We start from the raw sequence: 22223 nt of genomic DNA, 5'->3' as shown, positions 1-22223 counted from the left end.
TCGACTGTTAATTGTTAAAGAACTGTATTCGGTGCTACTTTCGCGCTATCGACAAAGCGTTGTGTTTGTCAGCTGCGAAGAAGGAAGAGTATGAAGCATTTCACTACATCCGTCAACTCCTTCTTTTCTCTCGTCTCACTCGGCATTTGCATGCGTCGTTCAGCGAGGGGGCGAATTATAGCCCTGGCCCGTGCGGCCTGCAAGCGCTATTTTCCCGCGCAGTAAAACGGTCCTGGCACCGCACTTGCTTATACAGCCCCATGCACTGCTCCTGATGGTAGCAACTCTGGGCCTGGCAGCAACACTGGGGACAGCCCGGCTCGCTTTGCTTTGCTCCCATCTGTGACAGGTGCTACATTATGGAACACTCTCGATATTCAAAAGAGCGCCGCAGTACAGGGCCCAACGGAGGCAACGAGATCATGTATCAACCGTCAGCTACTTACCGTAGCGCACCGTTTTCGTCCATCGCGGACGCGAACACTTTGCCGGCAGGACAAGACAACGTCCCCGTCATCATCGAAACTTCCCATCAGCGTTCCGTCGCTTTTAGCCTGTCGCCCACAGCCACGCCGGACTTTACGCCAGCAGGCAAATCCGACCTGTCCTTGCTAATCGAGCAAAACCGCATGCTGCACACGCACGCGCTGCCCGCGATGGAAACCCTGTACCAGCAAATCGTCAACACGCACAATATGGTGATCTTGACGGATGCCAATGGCGTAATCGTGCATTCGCTGGGCGACGATGATTTCTTGGAGAAAGCCAACCGCGTGGCCTTGCAGCCAGGCGTGGCGTGGTCGGAACAAAGCCGCGGCACGAATGCCATCGGCACGGCCATCACGGAAAAAGTACCGACTCTGGTCCATGCAGACCAGCATTACCTTGCTGCCAATCATTTCCTGACGTGCTCCGCGGCGCCGATCACTGATCACCGGGGCAATGTCATCGGCGTGCTGGACGTCTCCAGCGACCAGCGCAGTTTTCACAAGCATACGATGGCCCTCGTGCGCATGTCGGCACTGATGATCGAAAATCAGCTGTTTTCCGCCACCTTCGAAGACGCCATCACCGTGCACTTCCACGCGCGTCCCGAATTCATCGGCACCTTGATGGAAGGCATTGCCTCGTTCACACCGGGCGGCCGGTTCTTATCGGCCAACAAGAATGGCTTGTTCCAGCTGGGCCTGTCATTTGCCGCACTGCAATCCCACACCTTCAGTTCCCTGTTCGGCCTGCCCGTTTCCGCCCTGTACGAACATTACCGCACGGCCTCGCCCGGTTTGCTGAATCTGTGCATGCACAGCGGCGTGCGCGTGTATGGGCGCGCGCAGTTGCGCCTGTCTAATAGCGTGTTCCAGCACGGCTTTACCGCCAGCACCGATCACAGCGACATCAACGCGGTGCCGGCGGCGATCCCCGCACCGCCCAGCCACGCGGCCAATGCGGCGCGCCGCCTGTCCGGCCTGCGCTACCTGCGCACGGGTGATCCGCAACTGGAACTGGTGATCGAAAAGGTCAACAAGGTATTGGGACGCGATATTCCCATCCTCGTCATGGGCGAAACAGGCACGGGCAAGGAATTGCTGGCGCAAGCCATCCACAACGATTCGCCACGGGCCATGGGACCGTTTATTGCCGTCAATTGTGCGTCCATCCCGGAAACCCTGATCGAATCCGAACTGTTCGGCTACGAAGACGGAGCATTCACGGGCGCGCGCAAGAAAGGCGCGATCGGCAAGATCCTGCAAGCCAATGGCGGCACCCTGTTTCTCGACGAAATCGGCGACATGCCCTTCGGCTTGCAGGCGCGGCTGTTGCGCGTGCTGCAGGAACGCATGGTCACGCCGCTGGGCAGCAGCAAATCGATCACCGTCAATGTGGAACTCATTTGCGCCACGAATCACAACTTGCGCGAACGCATGGCCAAGGGTTTATTTCGCGAAGATTTGTATTACCGATTGAATGGCCTGGTGGTGAAACTGCCGCCCCTGCGCGAGCGCACGGACCTCGACACGGTCGTGAAGAAAATCCTCGCGACGGAAGCGCCCGACACGCGCTACACGGTGGCGCCCGATATCCTGCGCCTGTTCCACCAGCATAAGTGGCCTGGCAATTTCCGCCAGTTGACGAACCTGTTGCGCACGGCCATCGTCATGGCCGGCGACGAGCATGAAATCTGTTTGCGCCACATGCCCGATGATTTCCTCGACGATATTGAGATGACGCAAGCGACTGCCGCCAGCGCCAGCACGGACCGCATGATCGCGGCCGGCGCCAATTTGGAAGAGATGGAGCAAAGCGTGATCCTCAAGTCGCTGGACGCCCACGGCGGCAACGTCTCGGCCACGGCGCGGGCTCTGGGCGTGTCGCGCAACACGATCTATCGCAAGGTGCCGCACCTGAAATAGCCTAGAGTAGACGGGGAAAGCCCGGCGACATCTTGCGCCGGCCCTGCTTGTCGATGGTCATCAGGTCGACTCCGTCCATGCGCGCGGCCATCGCATGCGCACGCGCCGCCCCCGTCACCATGAAGGTCGTCGACAAGCCATCGGCCAGCAAGCCCGTGGGCGCCAGCACGGTCACGCTGGCCAGTTCGCGCGGCGAATCGCCCTTCGAAGGGTCGAAGATGTGGTGATGCGCGAAGTCGGGCGTGAACGCGCATTCGTAATCGCCCGACGTGGCCACGCTGCGCCCCTCCACTTTCAAGGTGGCCGCCAGGATTTCCGCGTCGCGCGGGTCCTGAATGCCCAGAATCCACGGGCGCCGCACGGCACGCTGCCCGCGCGCGACGAACTCGCCCGTATCGAGCAGCGCGTGCCGTATGCCGCGCGCCTGCACGGCCGCCAGCGCCATGTCGGCCGCGTAACCTTGCGCCAGCCCATTCAGGGTCAGCGCCATGCCAGGCTGGAGAAAACGCACTTCACGGCGATCCCACGCCAGTTGCCGCCAGCCTACCCGCGCCTGCGCGGCGCGGCGCGATGCTTCCGCAGGCAGGCTCGCCTGGTCTGCCGCCGCGCGAAACAGCCGCCATAAAGGTTGCACGGTGATATCAAACGCCCCGTCGCTCCATTGCGACAAGGCTTGCGCCTGCGCCAGCACCGTCAGCAGATGGGCATTCGGCCGGGCCAGGCGACCGTCGCGGTTCAGCTGGAAGACTTGGCTGGCGGGACTGTAAATGCTCATCAGGCGGTCGACACTCCTGGCCGCATGCAAGGCGTCTTCAATGGCCAGCTCAGCCTGGCGCTGATCGTGGTGCAACACGGTGACGGCGATCGTCGTGCCAAACGCCAACGCGGCACCTTGATAAGGGTGCACGCCGGACGCCGTGGCTGTGCCGCGCGCCATGCTGCCCGGCAAAGACAAGCCCGCCATGCCGGCCACGCTGCCTATCGCTGCGGATATAAAGGTTCTACGCTGCATTGCTGCTCTCCTCTGCCGTGGCCCGGACAATGGGTATCGTGCGGGCACGCTTGATTTCCAGCATCAAGGGCGCGCATTTTTCATCGCTGGCATAGATCACCACGCAATCCATGCATTGAAAACACTCGCCGTAATCAACTTTTCCGCTCGGCGCGATGGCGTGGTGCTCGCAACGGTGGCGGCAAGTCTGGCACGGCGTGCCGCATTCCTTGCGGCGCGGAATCCAGTTGAACAGGCGAAAGCGTCCCAGCAGCGCCAGCGCCGCGCCAAACGGGCACAGGTAGCGGCAAAAGAATTTGTAGGAAACACTGCTGAGCAACAGCAAGCCCACGGCATACGCAACGAAGGGCCACGCGCGCACGAAGTTCAGGGTAATGGCCGTCTTGAACGGTTCCAGTTCCACCAGCTTGTCCGTGATCTGGCTGGAAAACACGCTGCTGCCCAGAATGGCCGCCAGCAAGCCATATTTGATCCATTTCAAGCGACCATCGAGGCGCGGCTTGATTTTCCACTGCGGCAAGCGCAGCCAGTGGCCCAGCTTGCCCGTGAATTCCTGCAGGGCGCCAAATGGACACAGCCAGCCGCAAAACGTGCCGCGGCCCCAAATGAACAGGCTGAGCAGAACGAAAGCCCAGAGAATCACCGTCATCGGGTCGAACAGGAAGAAGCCCAGGCTGCGCCCCGCCAGCAGCGCCTGGATGACACCCGTGATGTTGACAATCGACAATTGCCCCTGGGCGTAATAGCCGATGAAGGCGATGGTAAACAACAGGAACAGGCGGCGGAACCAGGCAAATTGCCGTCCATCGCGCACCAGGCGTTTCTGCCATGCCAGTGCGCCGGCCAGCAGCGCCAGCCCGGCCAGCAAGATCAACAGTTCAGCCCGGCGCGCCTTCCACGTGCCGCGCCAGCCGGCATCGTCGCCTTGCGGCGCGCTATAAAAATCGGCAGGCAGGCGGTAGCTGAAATCGACGTTGCGCACGATACGCTCCGGATACACGATGCCCTTGCTGCGCGTGATGGTCATGGTGAACGCCAGCGGGCTGGCCGCATCGAGTCCCGCCTGGCTGATGACGCGCAATACGGCGATATTTTCAGTCGGTAACGGTCCCGCCTCCGACAAGCTCAATTCCAAGTCCAGGTCGCGCATGTCGATGGGCAAGCCATCCTGCTTCAGCAACAACCGGTCCGGCACGGTGCCGCGGACGAAATCGTCGCCCAGCACGCTGTAGCGCCCGCGCGACATGACGAGGATGGCGTGGTCGCCCTCGTCGAGCCGGTTGCGCAGCTTGTTCCAGCTGCGTTCCGTCAACAGATTGCGTCCCACCGTGGGCACGGAGACATAGGCCAGATACAGGTCGATGAACAGGCCGTCCGGCGCGCGCGTCGCTTCCGCATCAAGTCCCGCGCCGGGACTGCCGGCAAACAGGCTCTCCACATCCTTGTTGCTCAGGCGCACATGCTGGATCAAGCCCTGCTCAAGCATCTTTGCCACGCTGAGTTTCTCGAACACGTCCATGCGGATGCGGGCGATCTGGTCCGGATCGCGCCCCTGCGCAAAGCCGAGTTTCTTGCGCGACACTTTCAAGGCGGACGCCAGCACGCTCTGGTTGATGATGCGCACGGAAGCCGTCGCCTTCGACACGCCGTCGATATCAGCGTGCGTGGCATCGGCGGCGCGCTTCTTCCTGGCATCGATGGCGATATTCTGTTTCAACGACAGGCCCTGGTACTGTTTGACGAACTGGAACAGCGGCGCTTCACCTAGGCCATCGAGAAACACGGGTTCGTGCTGCGACAGCACGGCCACGTCGAGAAAACTACCCTGCGGATTGATGGCGATCAATAAATTGACGGGAACGCCGGAAAAGCCGGGAATCGGCGCCAGGTCCACCGACTCGAAGACATAGCCGACCAGTTCCGTTGCCGTGGCGTTTTGCTTGAACAGGGGCCAGACGGGCAAGTCGGCTTCCTTGTCGCCGACGACGAGCGGTGCAGGGAAGCGCCGCGCCAGCTCGGCCTTGGTGAGTACGCCGGCCCACGCCTGTCCCAGGATAAACAGGAATAGCCAGCATCCGATGAATAACCGCATTATCCGCATGCATTGCACTCCGTGCGGCGCCGCAGCTTCCGGCGCCGCATTCATTGGTTAGAAGAAAATAATGCCGCCCAGGGACACGCCATTCATCTTCGCTTCGCCGCCCGTAAAGCCTTTCGAGCGCGTCTGGCCCAGCTCGCCCACGAGGGTGATCGCACTGTTGAGCGAGTAATACGCACCGAGGGTCAAGTTGGCGTTCGACTTCAAACCGCCCGTGCCGGCCGTATTGTCGTCGTTCTTGCTGATGCCGTAGGACAAGCCCAGCTTCAGCTTGTCCGTCGTTTTATACGTGCCTTGCAGCAGCCAGTTCTTCGACTTGGTATCGCCCTGATCCGCATCGGAGAGAATGCCCAATCCCTTGCCGCCCTGGAAATTGAGCAGCACGCCAGCCGGTCCCATCTGGTACGAGCCGCCCACTTCCACACCGCGCATGGTCAGGTCATCGACGCCAGGCGTTTTCGACGTGAATTTTTGCGACTTCACGCCGAGCCAGGCTTTCAAGCCCTCCTGCGCATATGTCAGCTGCGCCTGCACTTGCGGGCTGGACTTCGAAGAATATGTCGAGCCTGCCACGATGGGCGTATCGGAAACGGGGCTGACCAGCGCCACATCGGCGCCAAAACCGCTGGACTTCGGCGTGCTGTACATGATCTGGCCATAGTTGCCCAGATAGGTATAGCCGGCGCCGATATGGCCCAGGGTCACCCGGCCCCGCTGTGTCGCCTGCACCGGTGCGCCCGAGCCCAACAAGGTCATATCGGACAGGATCGCATTCGCGCCGAAGATGCCGTAGTCGCGGCCCAGCTTGAAGGTGCCCATCTGTTCATTGCCGAACGTAAAGAAGGCCTGACGCACGTCGACCACACTGTTCTGGCTGATGGCGCTGTCCGTGGCCGTCGAGTTGTAGATACCGATCAAGGCTTTCACGTCGTACTCGCCCAGGCGCGACGAAGCCGAGGTAATCAAGCCATTCGGCAGCAAGCCGTTGCCGATGGTGGTGCGGTCCTTTTCGCCGCCGCAACCGAGCGCCTGGCCGCCCAGCGCCAGCCCGCCCACGGCATCGCCCGAACACGACACTTGCGTGTAATAGGCGTTGACGATGCCGCCCACCGACACGGTCCAGTCGCCCGCCTTGATGTCGACGGCTTGCGCCTGCCCCACCGCTGCGATTGTCATGACACCCACGCTCCCCAGCTTGCTCAATGTGTTCATTGCGTCTCCTCTTTCTTCTCTGTTTTTAGTGTGCACATCAGTGATTGATGTACCTCAAGCTTTGGCAATAAGCGTGCCCAGCACGGCTCACAGGGAGAAAGAGAAATGACGTGTTTGACGTGTGCAGCAGCGGATCAATCGCCCCGCACGGTGTTCCTTTTTTGACCGCCGGCACATTGATCGAACGCCTGCGTAAACAAAAAACTGACGGCCTGGGCCGTCAGCAAAAAGAAAGCACCCGGCGGACAGGGAGACACCCATCCGTGTGGCCCGGGCGCTTCACCCCGTTACTTCGACGCCAGCTTGAAGACCCACACGGAACCGCCCTGTTCCAGGAAGTTGACCTTCTTCGCCACCTCGCCGCCCCACAGGGGCACGGCGCCGCCCCAGCCGGAGACGACGGCCACGTATTGCGTGTCGCCGTCCTGCCAGGTGACGGGCGGCGCCACGACGCCGGAACCCGTCTGGAATTTCCACAGCTCCTTGCCCGTCTTCGCATCGACGGCTTTCAGGAAGCCTTCCGGCGTGCCGTAGAACACCAGATTACCGGCCGTGCTCATCACGCCGCCCCACAGCGGCGCGTTGTTCTTGATTTCCCAGACGATCTTGCCCGTCTTCGGATCGATGGCGCGCATGGCGCCGATGTAGTCGTCAAACAAGGGCTTGATGGTGAAGCCGGCGCCGAGGAAGGCGCCGCCCTTCTTGTAGCTGATCGGCTCGTTCCAGATATCCATGCCCCATTCGTTCGCGGGAACGTAGAACAGCTTGGTTTGCGGCGAGTACGCCATCGGCATCTGGTTTTTTGCCCCGAGGAAAGCGGGCGCGGCAAACACGGTCGTGCCCTTCTTGCCTTCCTCTCCCTTGGTCGGGTCGCCAGGGCGGCCGGCGGCGATGTAGTTCGGCCGTCCCGTCTTCAGGTCGATGCTGCTGGCCCAGGTGATTTTCTTCACGAACGGAAAGGCATTCTGCAGCTTGCCGTTGGCCGCATCGATGACGTAGAAGAAACCGTTGCGGTCGGCCTTGCCGCCGTAGCGCTTGCCATCCATGTCGAAGGTGACGAACTCGTTGGCGCCGTCGAAATCCCAGGCATCGTTCGGCGTATTCTGATACGCCCACTTGATCTGCCCCGTTTTCACGTCCAGCGCCACGGTGGACGACGAGTACAGATTGTCGCCGGGGCGCAAGTGGCTGTTCCACGGCGCCGGGTTGCCCGTGCCAAAGTAAGCGAGCTTGGTCTGCGGATCGTAGGTGCCGCCCATCCACGTCGAGGCGCCGCCCGTTTTCCACAGGTCGCCCGGCCAGGTCTTGTTCACGGTACCGGACACGCCGTTATCGATGGCCTTGCCATCCTTGTCGTAGCGGTGGCCCATATGGCCTTCCACCGTCGGACGGCTCCACACGAGGTCGCCCGTCATGGGGTTGCGCGCCTCTACCCGGCCGACGATGCCGAATTCGCCGCCCGACACACCCGTCAGCAGCAAGCCCTCGGCGATCAGTGGCGCCGCCGTCATCGAGTAGCCGGCCGCGTAATCGTCAACTTTCTCCTTCCAGACGATCTTGCCCGTGTTTTGATCCAGCGCAACGAGATAAGCGTCCAGCGTGCCGAAAATCACCAGGTTGCCGTACAGGGCGGCGCCGCGGTTGACCACGTCGCAGCAGGGCATGATGCCGTCCGGCAAGCGATGCTCATACTTCCACAGCTTGGCGCCCGTTTTCAGGTCAACGGCAAAGATACGCGAATACGATGCCGTGACGAACATCTTGCCGTTATGAATCAAGGGCTGCGATTCCTGACCCCGCTGTTTTTCGCCGCCGAACGAGAACGACCAGGCCGGCACCAGCTTGGCCACTGTCTTGTCATTGATCTGCGTCAACGGCGAATAGCGCTGGCCCTGCGTGCCCATGCCGAACGACAGCACGCTGGACGGATTCTTTGCCGTGCTGTCGAGCATGGCATTGGTAACATTGCCCACGTCGGCCGCCTGGGCCAGCGATGCCAAGCCCAAACCGATGAGTATCCCCATGATTTTTTTCTGCACAATCATCTCCCTCTGTTATTAGTATGTGTATGTATCAGGTGCTGCCGTGGTCGTGCGGCTGCGCATGCAACAAGACGCACTCTTCATCGGTGAACAGGCGCGAGCGCGTCAAGAAGCGCTTGCCTGTGCCGTTGTCGAGTGAAAACATGCCGCCATTGCCATCGACCACATCGATAATCAACTGGGTATGCTCCCAGTACTCGAATTGCTCGAGTCCCATGTAGAACGGTGTGCCATTCAAATTGCCGAGATAGATGTCGGTATCGCTGACATCGAACTCGCCCAGCGCATAGCACATGGGCGCACTGCCGTCGCAGCAGCCGCCCGACTGGAAAAACATCAGCGGGCCGTGACGTTCGCGCAACTTGTCCATCATTTCCAGCGCCGCATCGGTGGCGACCACCCTGGCAATTGCTGCACTCATGGCATCCCTTTCTGCGCGCCGCGCCTGGACTACGGGCGCGGCGCCTGTTGCCGGTTTAGAAGAAGCCCAGCGCTTTCGGGCTATAGCTCACCAGCAAGTTCTTCGTTTGCTGGTAGTGGTCAAGCATCATCTTGTGGTTTTCGCGGCCGATGCCCGATTGCTTGTAGCCGCCGAAAGCGGCGTGGGCTGGATACAGGTGGTAGCAATTGGTCCACACGCGGCCCGCCTGGATGGCGCGGCCCATGCGGAAGGCGCGCGAACCGTCGCGCGTCCACAGGCCGGCGCCCAGGCCGTACAAGGTATCGTTGGCAATGGCCAGCGCGTCGGCCTCGTCCTTGAAGGTGGTCACGGACACGACCGGCCCGAAGATTTCTTCCTGGAAGATGCGCATCTTGTTGTGCCCCTTGAACACGGTCGGACGCACGTAATAGCCGCCTTCCAGGTCGCCCGCCTGCGTGTTGCGCTCGCCGCCAGCCAGCACTTCGGCGCCTTCCTGGCGGCCGATGTCGAGGTAGGACAGGATTTTTTCCAGCTGCTCCTGCGACGCTTGGGCGCCGATCATGGTGGAAGAATCAAGCGGATTGCCTTGCTTGATGGCGGCCACGCGCTTCAGGGCCCGTTCAATGAATTTTTCGTAGATCGACTCCTGAATCAGCACGCGCGATGGGCAGGTGCACACCTCACCTTGATTCAGCGCAAACATCGCAAAGCCTTCCAGGCATTTGTCGAAATACTCGTCGTCAGCATCCATCACGTCTTCAAAGAAGATGTTCGGCGATTTGCCGCCCAGCTCCAGGGTGACGGGAATCAGGTTTTGCGCGGCGTAGCCCATGATCAGGCGGCCCGTGCCCGTTTCGCCCGTGAAGGCGATCTTGGCGATGCGCTTGCTCGACGCCAGCGGCTTGCCCGCTTCCAGGCCGAAACCGTTGATGATGTTCAGCACGCCCGGTGGCAGCAGGTCGCCGATCAGCTCGATCAACACCATGATGGAAGCGGGGGTCTGCTCGGCCGGTTTCAGGACGACGCAATTGCCGGCGGCCAGCGCTGGCGCCAGTTTCCACACGGCCATCAGAATCGGGAAATTCCACGGAATGATCTGGCCCACGACACCCAGCGGCTCGTGGTAGTGGTAGGCATAGGTTTCCGCATCGATTTGCGCGACGGAACCTTCCTGCGCGCGGATGCAGCCGGCGAAGTAACGGAAATGGTCGATGGCCAGCGGAATGTCGGCATTCATCGTTTCGCGGATCGGCTTGCCGTTATCGATCGTTTCCGCAGTGGCGATCAAGCTCAGGTTCTGTTCGATGCGGTCGGCGATGCGGTTCAGGATGTTGGCGCGCTCGGCGGGCGAAGTCTTGCCCCAGGCCTCCTTGGCGGCATGCGCGGCATCCAGCGCCAGCTCGACGTCTTCCGTCGTGGAACGGGCGATTTCGCAAAACGGCAAGCCCGTGATCGGCGTAATGTTAGGAAAGTATTCACCTTTTACTGGTGCAACGAATTTGCCGCCGATGTAATTGTCATAGCGTTGTTTGAAGGGATTGGCTACGCCCAGTTTGCTGATGTCTGCGAGATTCATGTCGTCCTCTATCGGGTTAATTAGAATGGAATTACTTAATTAAAATCAAACGTCCTGGTACAGATGGGGTGAGTACACGGAGTCTTCCGCAAATGCCGTGCCAGCTCGCCATCCCACTACAAACTTAGCCGCTTTTGCCCTTGTTGCAAGGGCGCGGCGTCAATGCCGGTGCGCTTTTCGGCGCATGCCCGGGCTTGAGCCGCGGGAGCGGGCCTGTTTGCGTTTTGAACAAGGTGAAGGCATCCTGTTCCAATCCGGGCCAGCCCTGCGGCTGCGGCCCGTCGCCGCTGCACAATGGAACAGGTGTACCAGACTGGAACACCTGTTCCTGTAACGCTACCGAATCACCACGCCCCATGGCAATTCGCCGACGGCGATATCGGCCACCTTGCGCGCGCTGGCCGTATCGATGACGGAGACGCTGTTCGAGCGGCCATTGGCCACGTACAGCTTGGCGCCATCGGGCGTGATGGCCATGTTCCACGGGCGCTTGCCGACGGGAATGGTGGCCGTCACCTGCTTGCTGGCCGTATCGATCACCATCACCGTACCGTCGATGCCGTTCGAGACATACACTTGCTTGCCGCCGGGATGGACCGCGATGCCGTTGGCATTCTTGCCTGCAGGAATGGTGGCAATCGCCTTGCGCGCCGTCATATCGATCACGTAGACAGCATTGACCAGTTCGCACGCCACGTAGGCAAGGCCCGAATCCGGACTGAAACCGATGCCGCGCGGACGCAAGCCCACGGCGATGGACGCGACCTGGCGGCGTTGCGCCACATCAATGACATCGACTTGCTCGGCCTCTTCCGCACTGACCAGCAGCCAGCGCCCATCGGGGCTGAAGACGGCATGTTCCGGGTTGCGTCCCTGCACCTTGATATCGGCCAGCAAGACGCCCGCCTGGCCATCGAGCAAGGCCACGCTATTGTTTTCCTCGACGGCCACGGCCACGTGACTGCCGTCGTACGAGGCGCTGACACCCTCCGGCGACTTGCCCAGCGCCACCGTGCGCACTGGTGCGCCAGCTTCGTTATCGATCAGCAGCAAGGCGCTGCTGGCCGCGTCCGCGACAAACAATTGCCGTCCGGTCGGGTCGGCGGCGATGCCGCGCGGACGCTTGCCTGCGGCGATCTGGCGCACGACCTGGTCGGTCGCCGTGTCGATCACGCTCACGGTGCCCGATTTTTCATTGGGGACATAGGCAAAAGGAGCGGCCTGGAGGGCGGTGCTGGCAAGCGCCGGCAACAGCCAGCACACCTGGCGCAAGCGCGGGAAGAAGTTGGGCATAATCACCTTTTCAATGGCAAAACACAGGAAAAGCGCGCGGTAGCGGCGCATCTGATAATTGCTGCATGCAAACGCCGTGCCACTGACACGCGTATAATTTCCGCCCACCAATGGAGACATGGCAGGCATATTGCTTGATACAACTATGCAGACCTGCGCCGCTCACGCGCTCAAGCAGGCTTTTATTCACATTGGAGAATCCGCATGCAGCATCGTTTCCGCCTGAACACCATCGCCAGCCTGTTTGTCGCCGGCAGCGCCACCCTGGCCCCCCACGTCTTTGCCGCCGAGGCGGCTGACTTGGCCGCCGGGCAACTCATGGATACGGTGGTCATCAGCGGCAGCCGCATCGCCCACCCCAGCCAGGAAGTGCCCGCGTCCATCGACATCGTCGACAGCGCCCGCATCCAGGAGGGCCAAATCCGCGTCAATGCCTCGGAAGCGCTGGCCGCCGTGCCGGGTCTGGTCGTACAAAACCGCCAAAACTACGCGCAAGACTTGCAAATCTCGTCGCGCGGCTTCGGCGCCCGTTCGGCCTTCGGCGTGCGCGGCGTCAAGCTGATCAGCGACGGCATTCCCGCCAGCATGCCCGACGGGCAAGGCCAGGCCGCCACCTTCAACCTCGATACAGCCGAGCGCATCGAAGTGCTGCGCGGGCCGTTTTCTGCCATCTATGGCAACCATTCGGGCGGCGTGATCCAGCTGTTTTCCAAGGATGGGAAAAATCCCCCCTCCGTCGAACTGAACGTGACGGGCGGCAGCTTCGGCACCAGCAAGGTGGACCTGTCGGCGCAGGGCCAGGCAGGCGGCATCGGCTACGTGCTCGACGGTTCGCGCTTCCGCACGGATGGCTTTCGAGACCACAGCGCCGCCACGCGCGAACAGGCGTTCGGCAAGATTACCGTCAAACCCAATGCGGACAGCAAGCTGACCATCGTCGCCAACAGCCTGCACCAGGGCAATACGCAAGATCCTCTGGGCGCCACCTGGGCCACGTTTTCCCGCGATCCGCGCGCCGGCGAAATCGATGCGAGCGACACGCAAAACCCGAAACGCACCCTGGCCGAACGCTACAACACGCGCAAGAGCATCGACCACCAGCAAATCGGCGCCACCTATGAACAATCGTTTGGCGAAGACCGCCTGCACGTGACGGCCTACGGCGGCAACCGCGACGTGATCCAGTACCAGGCATTCACCAAGGGTTTCCAGGCACCGGCCAGCCATTCGGGCGGCGTGGTCGACTTCCAGCGTGAGTTCTACGGCATCGATACCAACTGGCTGCACGTCAGCCAGTTGGCAGGCGGCAAGCTGAGCACCACCATCGGCATCGACTATGGCCGCTCCAGCGATGACCGCACCGGCTATGAAAATTACATCGGCAACACGTTTGGCGTGAAAGGCAAGCTGCGCCGCGACGAGCAAGATGTCGTCTCCAGCCTCGATCCGTATATCCAGACGGAATGGCAAAGCGGGCCATGGCTGCTCAGCGCAGGTGTGCGCTACAGCAAAATGAAAGTGTCGGTCAACGACCGCTTCCTCGGCAATGGCAACGACAGCGGCAGCCTGGAGTTCAGCCACACGACACCCGTGCTGGGCCTGCTGTATAAACTGACGCCCAACGTCAACGTGTACGCCAGCGCCGCGCGCGGTTTCGAAGCACCCACCCTGAACGAACTGTTTTACTCGGGCACGGGCGGCGGCTTCAATTACCAGCTGAAACCGGCCACCAGCACCAACCTGGAAGCGGGCGTCAAGGCCAGGATCGCCAACAACACGCATGTGAACGCGGCCGTGTTCCAGATCAAGACCAACGATGAACTGGTCGTCGACAGTTCCAGCGGCGGGCGCACCAGCTACCGCAATGCGGGCAAGACCTTACGCCAAGGCATGGAAGTGTCGCTCGACTCCAACTTGCCGTATGGTTTCACGACAAAAGTGGCGCTGACCAGCCTGCACGCCGTGTATGACCAGGCCTTCGGCAGCGTGCGCGAAGGCAGCCGTTTACCGGGCGTGCCCAGCGCCAACCTGTTCGCGGAACTGGCCTGGAAAGACACGCTCGACCGTTTCGGCGCGGCACTGGAAAGCGTGGCCAGCAACCAGGTCTACGCGGAAGACAGCAACATCGAAAAGCCGGCACCCGGCTACACGGTGTTCAATGCCCGCTTCAACGCCAAGCAAAACGTAGGGAATTGGCGCTTCAAGGAGTTTGCCCGCCTGAATAATCTTTTCGACAAGACCTACGTGGGCTCCGTCATCGTCGGCGACAGCAACAAGCGCTACTATGAAGCGGCGCCAGGCCGTAACTGGTTGTTAGGTGTGAGCGCCCAATATAATTTCTAAAAAGAAAAAGCCCGCGCCTCTTCCGATGCGCGGGCTTTTCAACTCAAGCAAGCTACTTCAGGGCCGCGCTTCCTTCACGCCATGCTTCTCGAAGATGGCTTTCAATTCACCGCTGGCCGCCATCTCGTTCATGGCCCCCTGCAGTAACTTGGCCACGTCGAGCTGTTGCTTGCTGACGGCCAGGCCCACGGCCCAGCCGGCACGCGGCAAGCGGGCGAACGCCACTTCGCTCAAGGGGAAAGCAGGATCGCTTTTCAGCACCGACTCGATTTCCGATCGGTTCGCCAACACGGCGTCGAGCTGGCCAGCCTGCAATTGCTGCAAGGCTTCGGCGGCCGTATCGAAGATGCGCACATCGTCGCGATATCTGCCATTGTCTTCGCCCAACATCAGCATGGCCGCGATCGAGACCTTTTCCACGCCGATACGCTTGCCCGCCAGCGAAGCGACCCCATCGAATTGCGGCACGGCTTGCGCGCTGCGGGCCAGGCGCACGGTTTCCACGTAATACGGGGCGAATATCTCGACCTTGTCGTTGTCCGCCATCAATTTCTTGTCGACCGGCACGTGCAGCATCACGTCGGCGGGACCATAGCCGAGGTAATGCCCCTTCCACACCATATTGCGCAAATCGTCGTTGAGGTTTTCGCCGGCGGGAAAGGGCAGCAAGCTCAGTTTTAAACCCAGCTTTTTCGCCAGCGCTTCGGCGATGTCGATATCGATGCCCGCGCCCTTGTCGGAAAACGGCGCGAGCTCGTTATACACAGCCACCTTCAGGCTGCCCGACTGCTGCACTTTCTGCCAATCGGCGCGCGCCGGCGCGGCCGCGCACAGCGCCATGCAAGCGAGCGAGAGCATCGCGCGCGCGCCACGGAGTTGAAATGAACGCATGGAACTCCTTCGTTATCAGTTCGACCTAATTAGACTCGCGGCGGGTTTCCAGGTAGGTCTTGATGGCCCACATCGCTTCCTGGTTGAATACGCCCTCGAACGGCGGCATGTACACGGCACCATTACGCACTTTACCGTGACGGATGGTCGCCAGGAAATAATTATCCGTTTCCTTGTAGCACGCCTGTTTCTTTGTCTCATTCTTGATACCGAAGCAATCGCGGTCCAGTTGGCGCAAGTCCGGCGCGATGCCGCCCGAAATGGCTTCGATGCCGTGGCAGCGCGCGCAATTCTGGTTATAGGCCGAGGTGCCCACCGTCAGGGCCAGCTTGTTGCCGCGATACGGGTTTTGCTCAAGCCACTTGTCGCCCACCTTGGGCAAGCCCGTGGTGTCGACGCCTTGCGGCGTGACATTGCCGTGCGCATAGGCATGCGGCAAGGTCAGCAGGGAGGTGAGGGCAACGGCGCCGGCGGCGGCCACGCCGAGCAGAGTACGGATGGAATAGGTCATGCTGGTCTCCTTGGTTTTTTTAGTGAATATCCAAGAAGAGCAAATGCCATGCCATGCGTATATGCCCCACATCGGGCCGCCCATGTATCAATTTGGAACAGCTGCAACAGCGATTGTGTCACCGCGCGCGTCAGGCGGCGGCCACCGTGCAGATGCTGCCCTGCGCCTGCTGCTCGAAAGTGATACGCACGGGCAAGAAGCGGGCAATCACGTCCGCATTCGTCAACGCATGCTGCGACACCTTGTTGCAACTGAAGCTACCGCCGCCGGCCAGCGCCATCGGCAGCAAGAGCTGGTCCGCCAGGTGCTCGCCCACGGCCGCGTCCGTCTTGAGATAGGCGCGCACCTCGTTCAACAGGCGCTTGGCCACGGATTCGGCCAGCAAGTGCTTTTCGCCGAACGACGTAAATACTTCCGTGACGTGCTCATGTTCCAATGTCAGCAACAGGACGTTGCCCGGTCCCTGCTCCGCCGGCAAGCCGACGAGACGCAGCTGCTTGCCGCTCCAGCCCATGCCGTCGGCGACACGCTCGAGCTCGCGCTGCGCCACGTTCACATGCACGCCCGCCACCACGCTTTCCGCATACCCGGCCTTCCGCTCGCCGCGCTGCAGCAGTGAAATGGGCCGCAAACGCTGGCACGGTTGCACGGTGGCCAGCACCTCGCCACCACCTGCGGGATGAAAGCCATAGCGCTGCTGCGTAATCTCCACCTCGGCGCCCATCTGTTCCAGGATGCGGCCATACGCGCGCTGCAAAAAATGCACGGGCGGCGCCATGGCATTGTGCGTGCCGCCGCTGATGCGCACGGTAGACGGCCCATCCGCATGCAGCAGAGCCGGCAGCAAGGTTTGCAACACCAGGGTGCAGCTGCCGGCGCTGCCGATGGCAAAGCGGTAATCGCCGCCGCGAATGGGCCCAGGCACGAATTCCAGGCTCGACGCGCGCAGCGCCAGCGGCGTCGTGCGCGCCCCGCAAATGACGGTCGCTGCCTGCACGGCCAGCAAATGCTGGCGCAGCAAGCCGGGCTTGTCCCGCCCCACGCGAATATTCGTCAGCCGGAACGGCTGTCCCGTGATCATCGACAGGCTCAGCGCCGAGCGCAAAATCTGTCCACCGCCTTCACCTTGCGCTCCATCAATTTCTATCATCTGTACTTTCTTTCTATTAACCTTTGACGCAAACTACCTGCTTCAGGATATGCACGACATCGACCAGCTCGCGCTGTGCCAGCATCACCGCATCGATATCCTTGTAGGCCATTGGAATTTCATCGATCACGTTTTCATCCTTGCGGCATTCCACGCCTTGCGTGGCGCGGATCTGGTCGTCCAGGTTGAAGCGCCGCTTCGCTTCCGTACGGCTCATCGTGCGTCCCGCGCCGTGGCTGCAGCTATGGAAACTGTCCGCATTACCCTTGCCGCGCACGATAAAACTCTTCGCGCCCATGGAACCGGGAATGATCCCCAGTTCGCCGGCGCGGGCCGAGACGGCGCCCTTGCGCGTGACCAGTACGTCCTTGCCGAAGTGGCGCTCCTTCTGCACATAGTTATGGTGACAGTTGACGGCTTCCACATGCGTCTGAAACGGCTTATGGATGACGGTGCGCACGGCCGCGATCAGGTTTTGCATCATCACTTCGCGGTTGTTGCGCGCGAAACGCTGGGCCCAACCCACCGCTTCCACGTAATCGTCGTAATGCTGCGTGCCTTCGGCCAGATAGGCCAGGTCCTGGTCGGGCAGGTTGATGAAGTGGGTACGCATATCCTGCTTGGCCAGTTCGATGAAATGCGTGCCGATGGCATTGCCCACGCCGCGCGAACCGGAATGCAGCATGAACCATACAGAACCCTGTTCATCGAGACAGACTTCGACGAAGTGGTTACCGCTGCCCAAAGTTCCCAGGTGACGATAGTTATTCGTGTTCTTCAGCTTGGGCGTTTTCAGGCAGATGGCGTCGAATTCATCCTTCAGCTGCAGCCACGCGGCATCGACCACCGAGGGCGGCGTCTGCCAGGAACCCTCGTCGCGGCCGCGGTGACCGCGCGTCTTCGGCGACATCCCGTGCGGAATGGCGCGCTCGATGGCGCTGCGCAGCGGCCCCAGGTTATCGGGCAAATCATTTGCCGTCAGCGTGGTTTTCGCCGCCATCATGCCGCAACCGATATCGACGCCCACGGCTGCCGGAATCACGGCGCCCAGGGTGGGAATCACGCTGCCGATGGTCGATCCTTTACCCAGGTGAACGTCGGGCATGACGGCGATATGCTTGTAGATGAACGGCAGGGTCGCCGTGTTGCGCAATTGTTTTTTGGCCGCTTCTTCGACAGGCACGCCACGCGTCCACATTTTCACGGGACGGCTGCCTTCGGTATGCAGAACTTCGTATTCTTCGTTTTTCATCGCTATGCTCTTCTTCTATTGTATAGGGGGTGATGACAAGGATTGGTGAAACATTGCCGACGCATCGGCTCTGGATGTAGTTCCACCGGCATTCATCAGTACGACAACCCGACAAGGGGGGACAGGATTTTCTGCCAGGCGCACTGCGTCTGGCAGGCCGGTTTGACGCGGCTGATCGATGTAATCCTGTCAGCATTCGGGGTACTGCGGCGCATGACAAACCTGGACAGGACGTCTCTCATGTAGTCTTGTCCGCATTCGTGCGCGTTACTTCAACAAGCTGGTGCCGCGACATCGATGGCGGCGATTTCTCCCACCCAGTGGGCCGGGTCTAGCTGACCGGCGGCAAAGGCGGCGATGATCTTGAAGACGTCGTCGGAAAAACCGCCGATATTCAGGATATCCTCGCGCTCCATCGCCTGTGTCGTAGCATGCGGCGAAATATCGATGCACACCAGCTTTGCCTGCGGATTGCGCTGCTTGAAAACCGTCCACTGCCCCATCGTGGCCGTGGCGCCGCTGCGCCTGGCGTCGATCCACGATTCGTTATCGGACACATAGATCACCAGGTCGGCAAGCTCCTTCCTGCTGTTCATGCGCAGCAGGGGCGCGCTGCAATTGGTGCCGCCACCGCCGATGGCCGCCAGCCTGGCCGCGTTCTCCATCACGCTGTCATCGGCGCCAAGTGCGCACTGCACCACGTTGTGCTCGAACGGCAGCACCACGGCGTCCGGATTCTTGCGCAGCATGGCTGCCGCCACCAGAGCCGCCACGTCGATGCAGCGCACGTTCGAGGTGGCGCTGCCGCGAAAACCGCTGACGGGCGAGGCCATCGAGCCGGAAACGTCAGGACACACCACCACCTTGCCGGCGATCCGCGGCACGTTCACCAGCGATATTTCCAGCGCCTGCTCCAGCGCCGCGTGCACGATGCGCGGCACCTTGTCGCCAGCGGCCATGTACGCCGACATCAGCTGATAGGGAAAGACCCGCGCGCGGTCAATCGCCTCGGGATCGCGCAGCTTGGCGGCGATCAGTTCCGGCATGCCATCGATCGCGTACACGCCATGGCGGGCAAAGGTATTCAGATTCATGCGCACCATCTGCCAGCTGCCCTGGCGGGCGATCTGCGCCCAATCCTGCGCACTCAAGGGCAGCGCCGTCAGCATCTGGAACGGCACCTCCGGTATCGACTGCGAAGGATCGGCCTTGTATGCCTCGAACGCGGCCAGTGCCGGCGGCAAGGCATCGCGTTGGTATTCCTTGCCGATCAGCCAGGCAAAGAATGCCTCCCGCCACGCTGCCTGCGGTTTCGGGTGCACCATCTTCACCACGTCGGCCAGCGACGGCGCATTGCCCACGGCGGCGGCCAGCAAAGCCTGCTCGGATGCGTTGTTCAACCATGCCTGTACCAGCTTTTTCGGACGCGATCCCAGCGACTTGCGGCCCACGGCGCCCGAACGCATGATCTGCACGAAGTTGCGCAGCATCTTGCCGTTGTTAATCACGCGCTGGAAGGCCTGCGTAAATTCTGCAGCGCCCTGCCCCGCCAGCACGGCCACCAGCAAGGCCGGCATGTCTTTCATGTAGCCCCGTTCGCGGCAGTACACGGCCGTTTGTGCGATGAAGGCTGGTTCGACCGCCTTGCACAGTTCCAGTACCATCGCCAGCTGCGCTTCGGCGCTGGCATAGAACGTCGTGTTCAGGCAACCGGTGGCAGCATATTGCGCCAGTTGATGCCGTGGCGTCAGTGCATACGCTGGTGCGCCCTCCGCATTGCGCGCCAGCGCCGCTGGCAAGGTTGCGCTCTGTTGTGCGCTCTGGAATAAGTGGGCGTTGGCCATTTTTCGTTCCTCTCTGCTCTCTACGTTTATCTCGTTGGTATCTCCTCTATTGCAAACGCCGTGCCAGCTTTAATAATTTTTCCAAAAACAAATGTAAGTCATTGATTTTTCTGAATAATATTCTCATGCATGCTTTGCCTTGAAACTATCCCATCGATTACGATTTCGAATACAATTATCTTTTCAGATAAATCATTATCCAAGATATGCAAGCAAAACGCACCGTCGTCATCGGTTTTCTCGGCACGCAGCTCGACAATGGCCGAGGAGCGGCACGCTGGGAAAAGTGGCGCCCCAGCGTCGCCCTGACCCAGCATGAAGACAAGATCATCGACCGTTTCGAACTGCTGTACGCCGGCGAGCAGTTTGCCAGCCTGGTGCGCCAGGTGTCGCAGGATATCGCCAGCGTCTCGCCTGAAACCAGGCTGGTCGCCCATGAACTGCCCATCAGCGATGCCTGGGATTTTGAGGACGTGTACGGCGCGCTCTACGATTTCGCCAACAGCTACGCCTTCGATCCGGACAAGGAGGAGTACTGGATCCACATCACCACCGGCAGCCACGTGGCGCAAATTTGCATGTTCCTGATGACGGAAGCCCGCTATTTCCCGGGCCGCCTGGTGCAAACGTCGCCACCGAAGCGGCAGGCCGCCGGCAATCCGGGCAGCTACGCGCTGATCGACCTTGATCTGTCGCGCTACGACCAGATCGCCCAGCGTTTTACGCGCGAGCAGGCCGAAGGCGTGGCCTTCCTCAAGTCCGGCATCGCCACGCGCAATGCCAAGTTCAACAGCATGATCGAGGAAATCGAACGCGTCGCCATCAAGTCAAAAGCGCCCATGCTGCTGATGGGACCGACCGGCGCTGGCAAATCTTTCCTCGCGCGCCGCGTGTATGAGCTGAAAAAGTCACGCCACCAGATCGACGGCAAATTCATCGACCTCAATTGCGCCACCCTGCATGGCGATGGCGCAGCCTCAACCTTGTTCGGCCATATCAAGGGGGCATTCACGGGCGCCGGTGCGGACCGTCCAGGCTTGCTGCGCAGCGCGCACAAGGGATTGTTGTTTCTCGATGAAATCGGCGAACTGGGACTCGATGAACAGGCCATGCTGCTGAAAGCGATCGAGGAAAAACGCTTCTTCCCCGTCGGCGCCGATGTTGAGGTGCAGAGCGACTTCCAGCTGATCGCCGGCACCAACCGCGACCTGGGCAAGGAGGTGGCGGCCGGCCGCTTCCGCGAAGACCTGTATGCGCGCATCAACCTGTGGACGTACGAATTACCGGGTCTGGCGCAGCGAGCCGAGGATATTGAGCCGAACCTGGACTACCTGCTGGCACAGTACGGCGCGGAAACGGGCGAAAGAGTGCGCTTCAACAAGGAGGCGCGCGAGCGTTTCATGCGCTTTGCCAGCCTGCCCACCTCTGCATGGAAGGGGAATTTCCGCGACCTGTCCGCCGCCGTCACGCGCCTTGCCACGCTGTCGGAAGCGGGCCGCATCACGGATAGTGTGGTCGACGAAGAGATCAGGCGCCTGAACCGGATGTGGCAGCATCATGATGGGCGAACCGGTCGTCCGGAAGTGGACCTGGCAGAGCTGATGGGAGAGCAGGCGGCAGCGCAACTCGACCTGTTCGATGCGCTGCAACTGCAGGCAGTCATCCAGGTTTGCCGGCAGTCAAACAGCCTGTCCGATGCGGGCCGCAAGCTGTATGCCGTTTCGCGCGAGGCAAAGGCGAAACCGAATGATGCGGACCGGCTCAAGAAATTCCTGGCCCGCTTTAACCTGGAATGGGACAGTATTAGATAACAGAGGCAGCGCGCAGCGCTGCCTTTTTTCGTCCAGCATTCCCCCAACGGCGAAGTACCGGGGTCAGGCGCAGGTCGACGTAGGTCGATGTCGGTCGGCGTAGGTCGGCTTAGCGCAGCGTAAGCCGACAGCACCCGCGGCGCCCCGCAAAACCCCCAGACGAAAAAAAACCCGACCATTGCTGATCGGGTTTTTTCTTTAGGTGAAACAGCCGGGGGCTGTTTCACCAAATAACAAGCCTGACGATAACCTACTTTCACACTGGTTGCAGCACTATCATCGGCGCAAAGTTGTTTCACGGTCCTGTTCGGGATGGGAAGGGGTGGGACCAACTTGCTATGGTCATCAGGCATAAC

At 60.9% G+C, this 22223-nt stretch carries 15 protein-coding genes and 1 rRNA gene; 3 read left to right on the top strand and 13 right to left on the bottom strand.

The annotated features are described in order from the left end of the window. Positions 1–422 precede the first annotated feature (422 nt). Positions 423–2411: a sigma-54-dependent Fis family transcriptional regulator gene (locus tag CSQ95_RS28410; RefSeq protein ID WP_257218265.1), complete on the top strand. Its 1989-nt coding sequence runs from the start codon at positions 423–425 to the stop codon at positions 2409–2411. A 1-nt stretch (position 2412) separates the two neighbouring features. Here the strand turns inward: CSQ95_RS28410 and CSQ95_RS28405 are convergent, their stop codons facing one another. The 7 genes from CSQ95_RS28405 to CSQ95_RS28375 all read right to left on the bottom strand — a co-directional run bounded on the left by CSQ95_RS28405 (position 2413) and on the right by CSQ95_RS28375 (position 12065). Then, the gene (locus CSQ95_RS28405) at positions 2413–3423 is read right to left on the bottom strand and encodes an FAD:protein FMN transferase (protein ID WP_099411934.1); all 1011 of its coding nucleotides are present in this window, start codon (positions 3421–3423) and stop codon (positions 2413–2415) included. Next, a complete protein-coding gene (locus tag CSQ95_RS28400) occupies positions 3413–5515 on the bottom strand; it encodes a 4Fe-4S binding protein (RefSeq protein ID WP_257218264.1) in 2103 nt (700 codons plus the stop codon). Before CSQ95_RS28400 ends, CSQ95_RS28405 begins: the two co-directional genes overlap by 11 nt. 57 nt (positions 5516–5572) lie before the next feature. After that, positions 5573–6733: a porin gene (locus tag CSQ95_RS28395; protein ID WP_070221754.1), complete on the bottom strand. Its 1161-nt coding sequence runs from the start codon at positions 6731–6733 to the stop codon at positions 5573–5575. Positions 6734–7020: 287 nt separating this feature from the next. Next, positions 7021–8757, bottom strand: coding sequence for a PQQ-dependent methanol/ethanol family dehydrogenase (locus tag CSQ95_RS28390; protein ID WP_257218263.1), 1737 nt, complete (start codon positions 8755–8757; stop codon positions 7021–7023). 49 nt (positions 8758–8806) lie between these two features. Beyond that, positions 8807–9196, bottom strand: a complete 390-nt coding sequence (locus tag CSQ95_RS28385; protein WP_099411932.1) for a DUF779 domain-containing protein — start codon at positions 9194–9196, stop codon at positions 8807–8809. A gap of 55 nt (positions 9197–9251) precedes the next feature. Beyond that, entirely contained in the window at positions 9252–10772 is a 1521-nt protein-coding gene (gene adh, locus CSQ95_RS28380; protein ID WP_070253912.1) for an aldehyde dehydrogenase, read from the bottom strand. A 336-nt stretch (positions 10773–11108) separates the two neighbouring features. Next, complete coding sequence (locus CSQ95_RS28375; protein ID WP_099411936.1) at positions 11109–12065, bottom strand: beta-propeller fold lactonase family protein; 957 nt, start codon at positions 12063–12065, stop codon at positions 11109–11111. Positions 12066–12269: 204 nt separating this feature from the next. Between CSQ95_RS28375 and CSQ95_RS28370 the strand changes: the two genes are divergently transcribed. Further along, on the top strand, positions 12270–14408 hold the full coding sequence (locus CSQ95_RS28370) for a TonB-dependent receptor (RefSeq protein ID WP_099411931.1): 2139 nt from the start codon (positions 12270–12272) through the stop codon (positions 14406–14408). Positions 14409–14465: 57 nt separating this feature from the next. Here the strand turns inward: CSQ95_RS28370 and CSQ95_RS28365 are convergent, their stop codons facing one another. The 5 genes from CSQ95_RS28365 to CSQ95_RS28345 form a co-directional block, all read right to left on the bottom strand. Continuing rightward, complete coding sequence (locus tag CSQ95_RS28365; protein WP_257218262.1) at positions 14466–15299, bottom strand: ABC transporter substrate-binding protein; 834 nt, start codon at positions 15297–15299, stop codon at positions 14466–14468. A 25-nt stretch (positions 15300–15324) separates the two neighbouring features. Next, positions 15325–15810 (bottom strand): cytochrome c-550 PedF, encoded by a 486-nt coding sequence (gene pedF, locus CSQ95_RS28360; RefSeq protein WP_070221748.1) that lies wholly within the window; start codon positions 15808–15810, stop codon positions 15325–15327. A 130-nt stretch (positions 15811–15940) separates the two neighbouring features. Continuing rightward, on the bottom strand, positions 15941–16960 hold the full coding sequence (gene rtcA, locus CSQ95_RS28355) for an RNA 3'-terminal phosphate cyclase (RefSeq protein WP_099411929.1): 1020 nt from the start codon (positions 16958–16960) through the stop codon (positions 15941–15943). Positions 16961–16976: 16 nt separating this feature from the next. Next, on the bottom strand, positions 16977–18212 hold the full coding sequence (locus tag CSQ95_RS28350; protein ID WP_099411928.1) for an RtcB family protein: 1236 nt from the start codon (positions 18210–18212) through the stop codon (positions 16977–16979). Positions 18213–18484: 272 nt separating this feature from the next. Then, entirely contained in the window at positions 18485–20056 is a 1572-nt protein-coding gene (locus CSQ95_RS28345; RefSeq protein WP_099411927.1) for a TROVE domain-containing protein, read from the bottom strand. 206 nt (positions 20057–20262) lie between these two features. Here CSQ95_RS28345 and rtcR point away from each other — a divergent pair, with 206 nt between their 5' ends. Further along, positions 20263–21867 carry an RNA repair transcriptional activator RtcR gene (rtcR, locus tag CSQ95_RS28340; protein ID WP_099411926.1) on the top strand — a complete coding sequence of 535 codons (1605 nt, stop codon included), beginning with the start codon at positions 20263–20265 and terminating at the stop codon, positions 21865–21867. A 237-nt stretch (positions 21868–22104) separates the two neighbouring features. Here the strand turns inward: rtcR and rrf are convergent. Then, positions 22105–22217: ribosomal RNA gene (gene rrf / locus CSQ95_RS28335) — 5S ribosomal RNA — on the bottom strand. Positions 22218–22223: the final 6 nt, after the last annotated feature.

The sequence above is a fragment of the Janthinobacterium sp. BJB304 genome (assembly GCF_002735765.1).
In the GTDB taxonomy this organism is placed as follows: domain Bacteria; phylum Pseudomonadota; class Gammaproteobacteria; order Burkholderiales; family Burkholderiaceae_D; genus Janthinobacterium.
This window is presented reverse-complemented; position numbering and strand designations above follow the sequence as displayed.

Coding starts and splice junctions, on each gene's coding strand:
- adh (WP_070253912.1), bottom strand. CDS start 10,772: ATGAATCTCGCAGACATCAGCAAACTGGGCGTAGCCAATCCCTTCAAA.
- CSQ95_RS28400 (WP_257218264.1), bottom strand. CDS start 5,515: ATGCGGTTATTCATCGGATGCTGGCTATTCCTGTTTATCCTGGGACAG.
- CSQ95_RS28385 (WP_099411932.1), bottom strand. CDS start 9,196: ATGAGTGCAGCAATTGCCAGGGTGGTCGCCACCGATGCGGCGCTGGAA.
- CSQ95_RS28365 (WP_257218262.1), bottom strand. CDS start 15,299: ATGCGTTCATTTCAACTCCGTGGCGCGCGCGCGATGCTCTCGCTCGCT.
- CSQ95_RS28345 (WP_099411927.1), bottom strand. CDS start 20,056: ATGGCCAACGCCCACTTATTCCAGAGCGCACAACAGAGCGCAACCTTG.
- CSQ95_RS28350 (WP_099411928.1), bottom strand. CDS start 18,212: ATGAAAAACGAAGAATACGAAGTTCTGCATACCGAAGGCAGCCGTCCC.
- rtcA (WP_099411929.1), bottom strand. CDS start 16,960: ATGATAGAAATTGATGGAGCGCAAGGTGAAGGCGGTGGACAGATTTTG.
- CSQ95_RS28390 (WP_257218263.1), bottom strand. CDS start 8,757: ATGGGGATACTCATCGGTTTGGGCTTGGCATCGCTGGCCCAGGCGGCC.
- CSQ95_RS28405 (WP_099411934.1), bottom strand. CDS start 3,423: ATGCAGCGTAGAACCTTTATATCCGCAGCGATAGGCAGCGTGGCCGGC.
- CSQ95_RS28370 (WP_099411931.1), top strand. CDS start 12,270: ATGCAGCATCGTTTCCGCCTGAACACCATCGCCAGCCTGTTTGTCGCC.
- CSQ95_RS28395 (WP_070221754.1), bottom strand. CDS start 6,733: ATGAACACATTGAGCAAGCTGGGGAGCGTGGGTGTCATGACAATCGCA.
- pedF (WP_070221748.1), bottom strand. CDS start 15,810: ATGACCTATTCCATCCGTACTCTGCTCGGCGTGGCCGCCGCCGGCGCC.
- CSQ95_RS28410 (WP_257218265.1), top strand. CDS start 423: ATGTATCAACCGTCAGCTACTTACCGTAGCGCACCGTTTTCGTCCATC.
- rtcR (WP_099411926.1), top strand. CDS start 20,263: ATGCAAGCAAAACGCACCGTCGTCATCGGTTTTCTCGGCACGCAGCTC.
- CSQ95_RS28375 (WP_099411936.1), bottom strand. CDS start 12,065: ATGCCCAACTTCTTCCCGCGCTTGCGCCAGGTGTGCTGGCTGTTGCCG.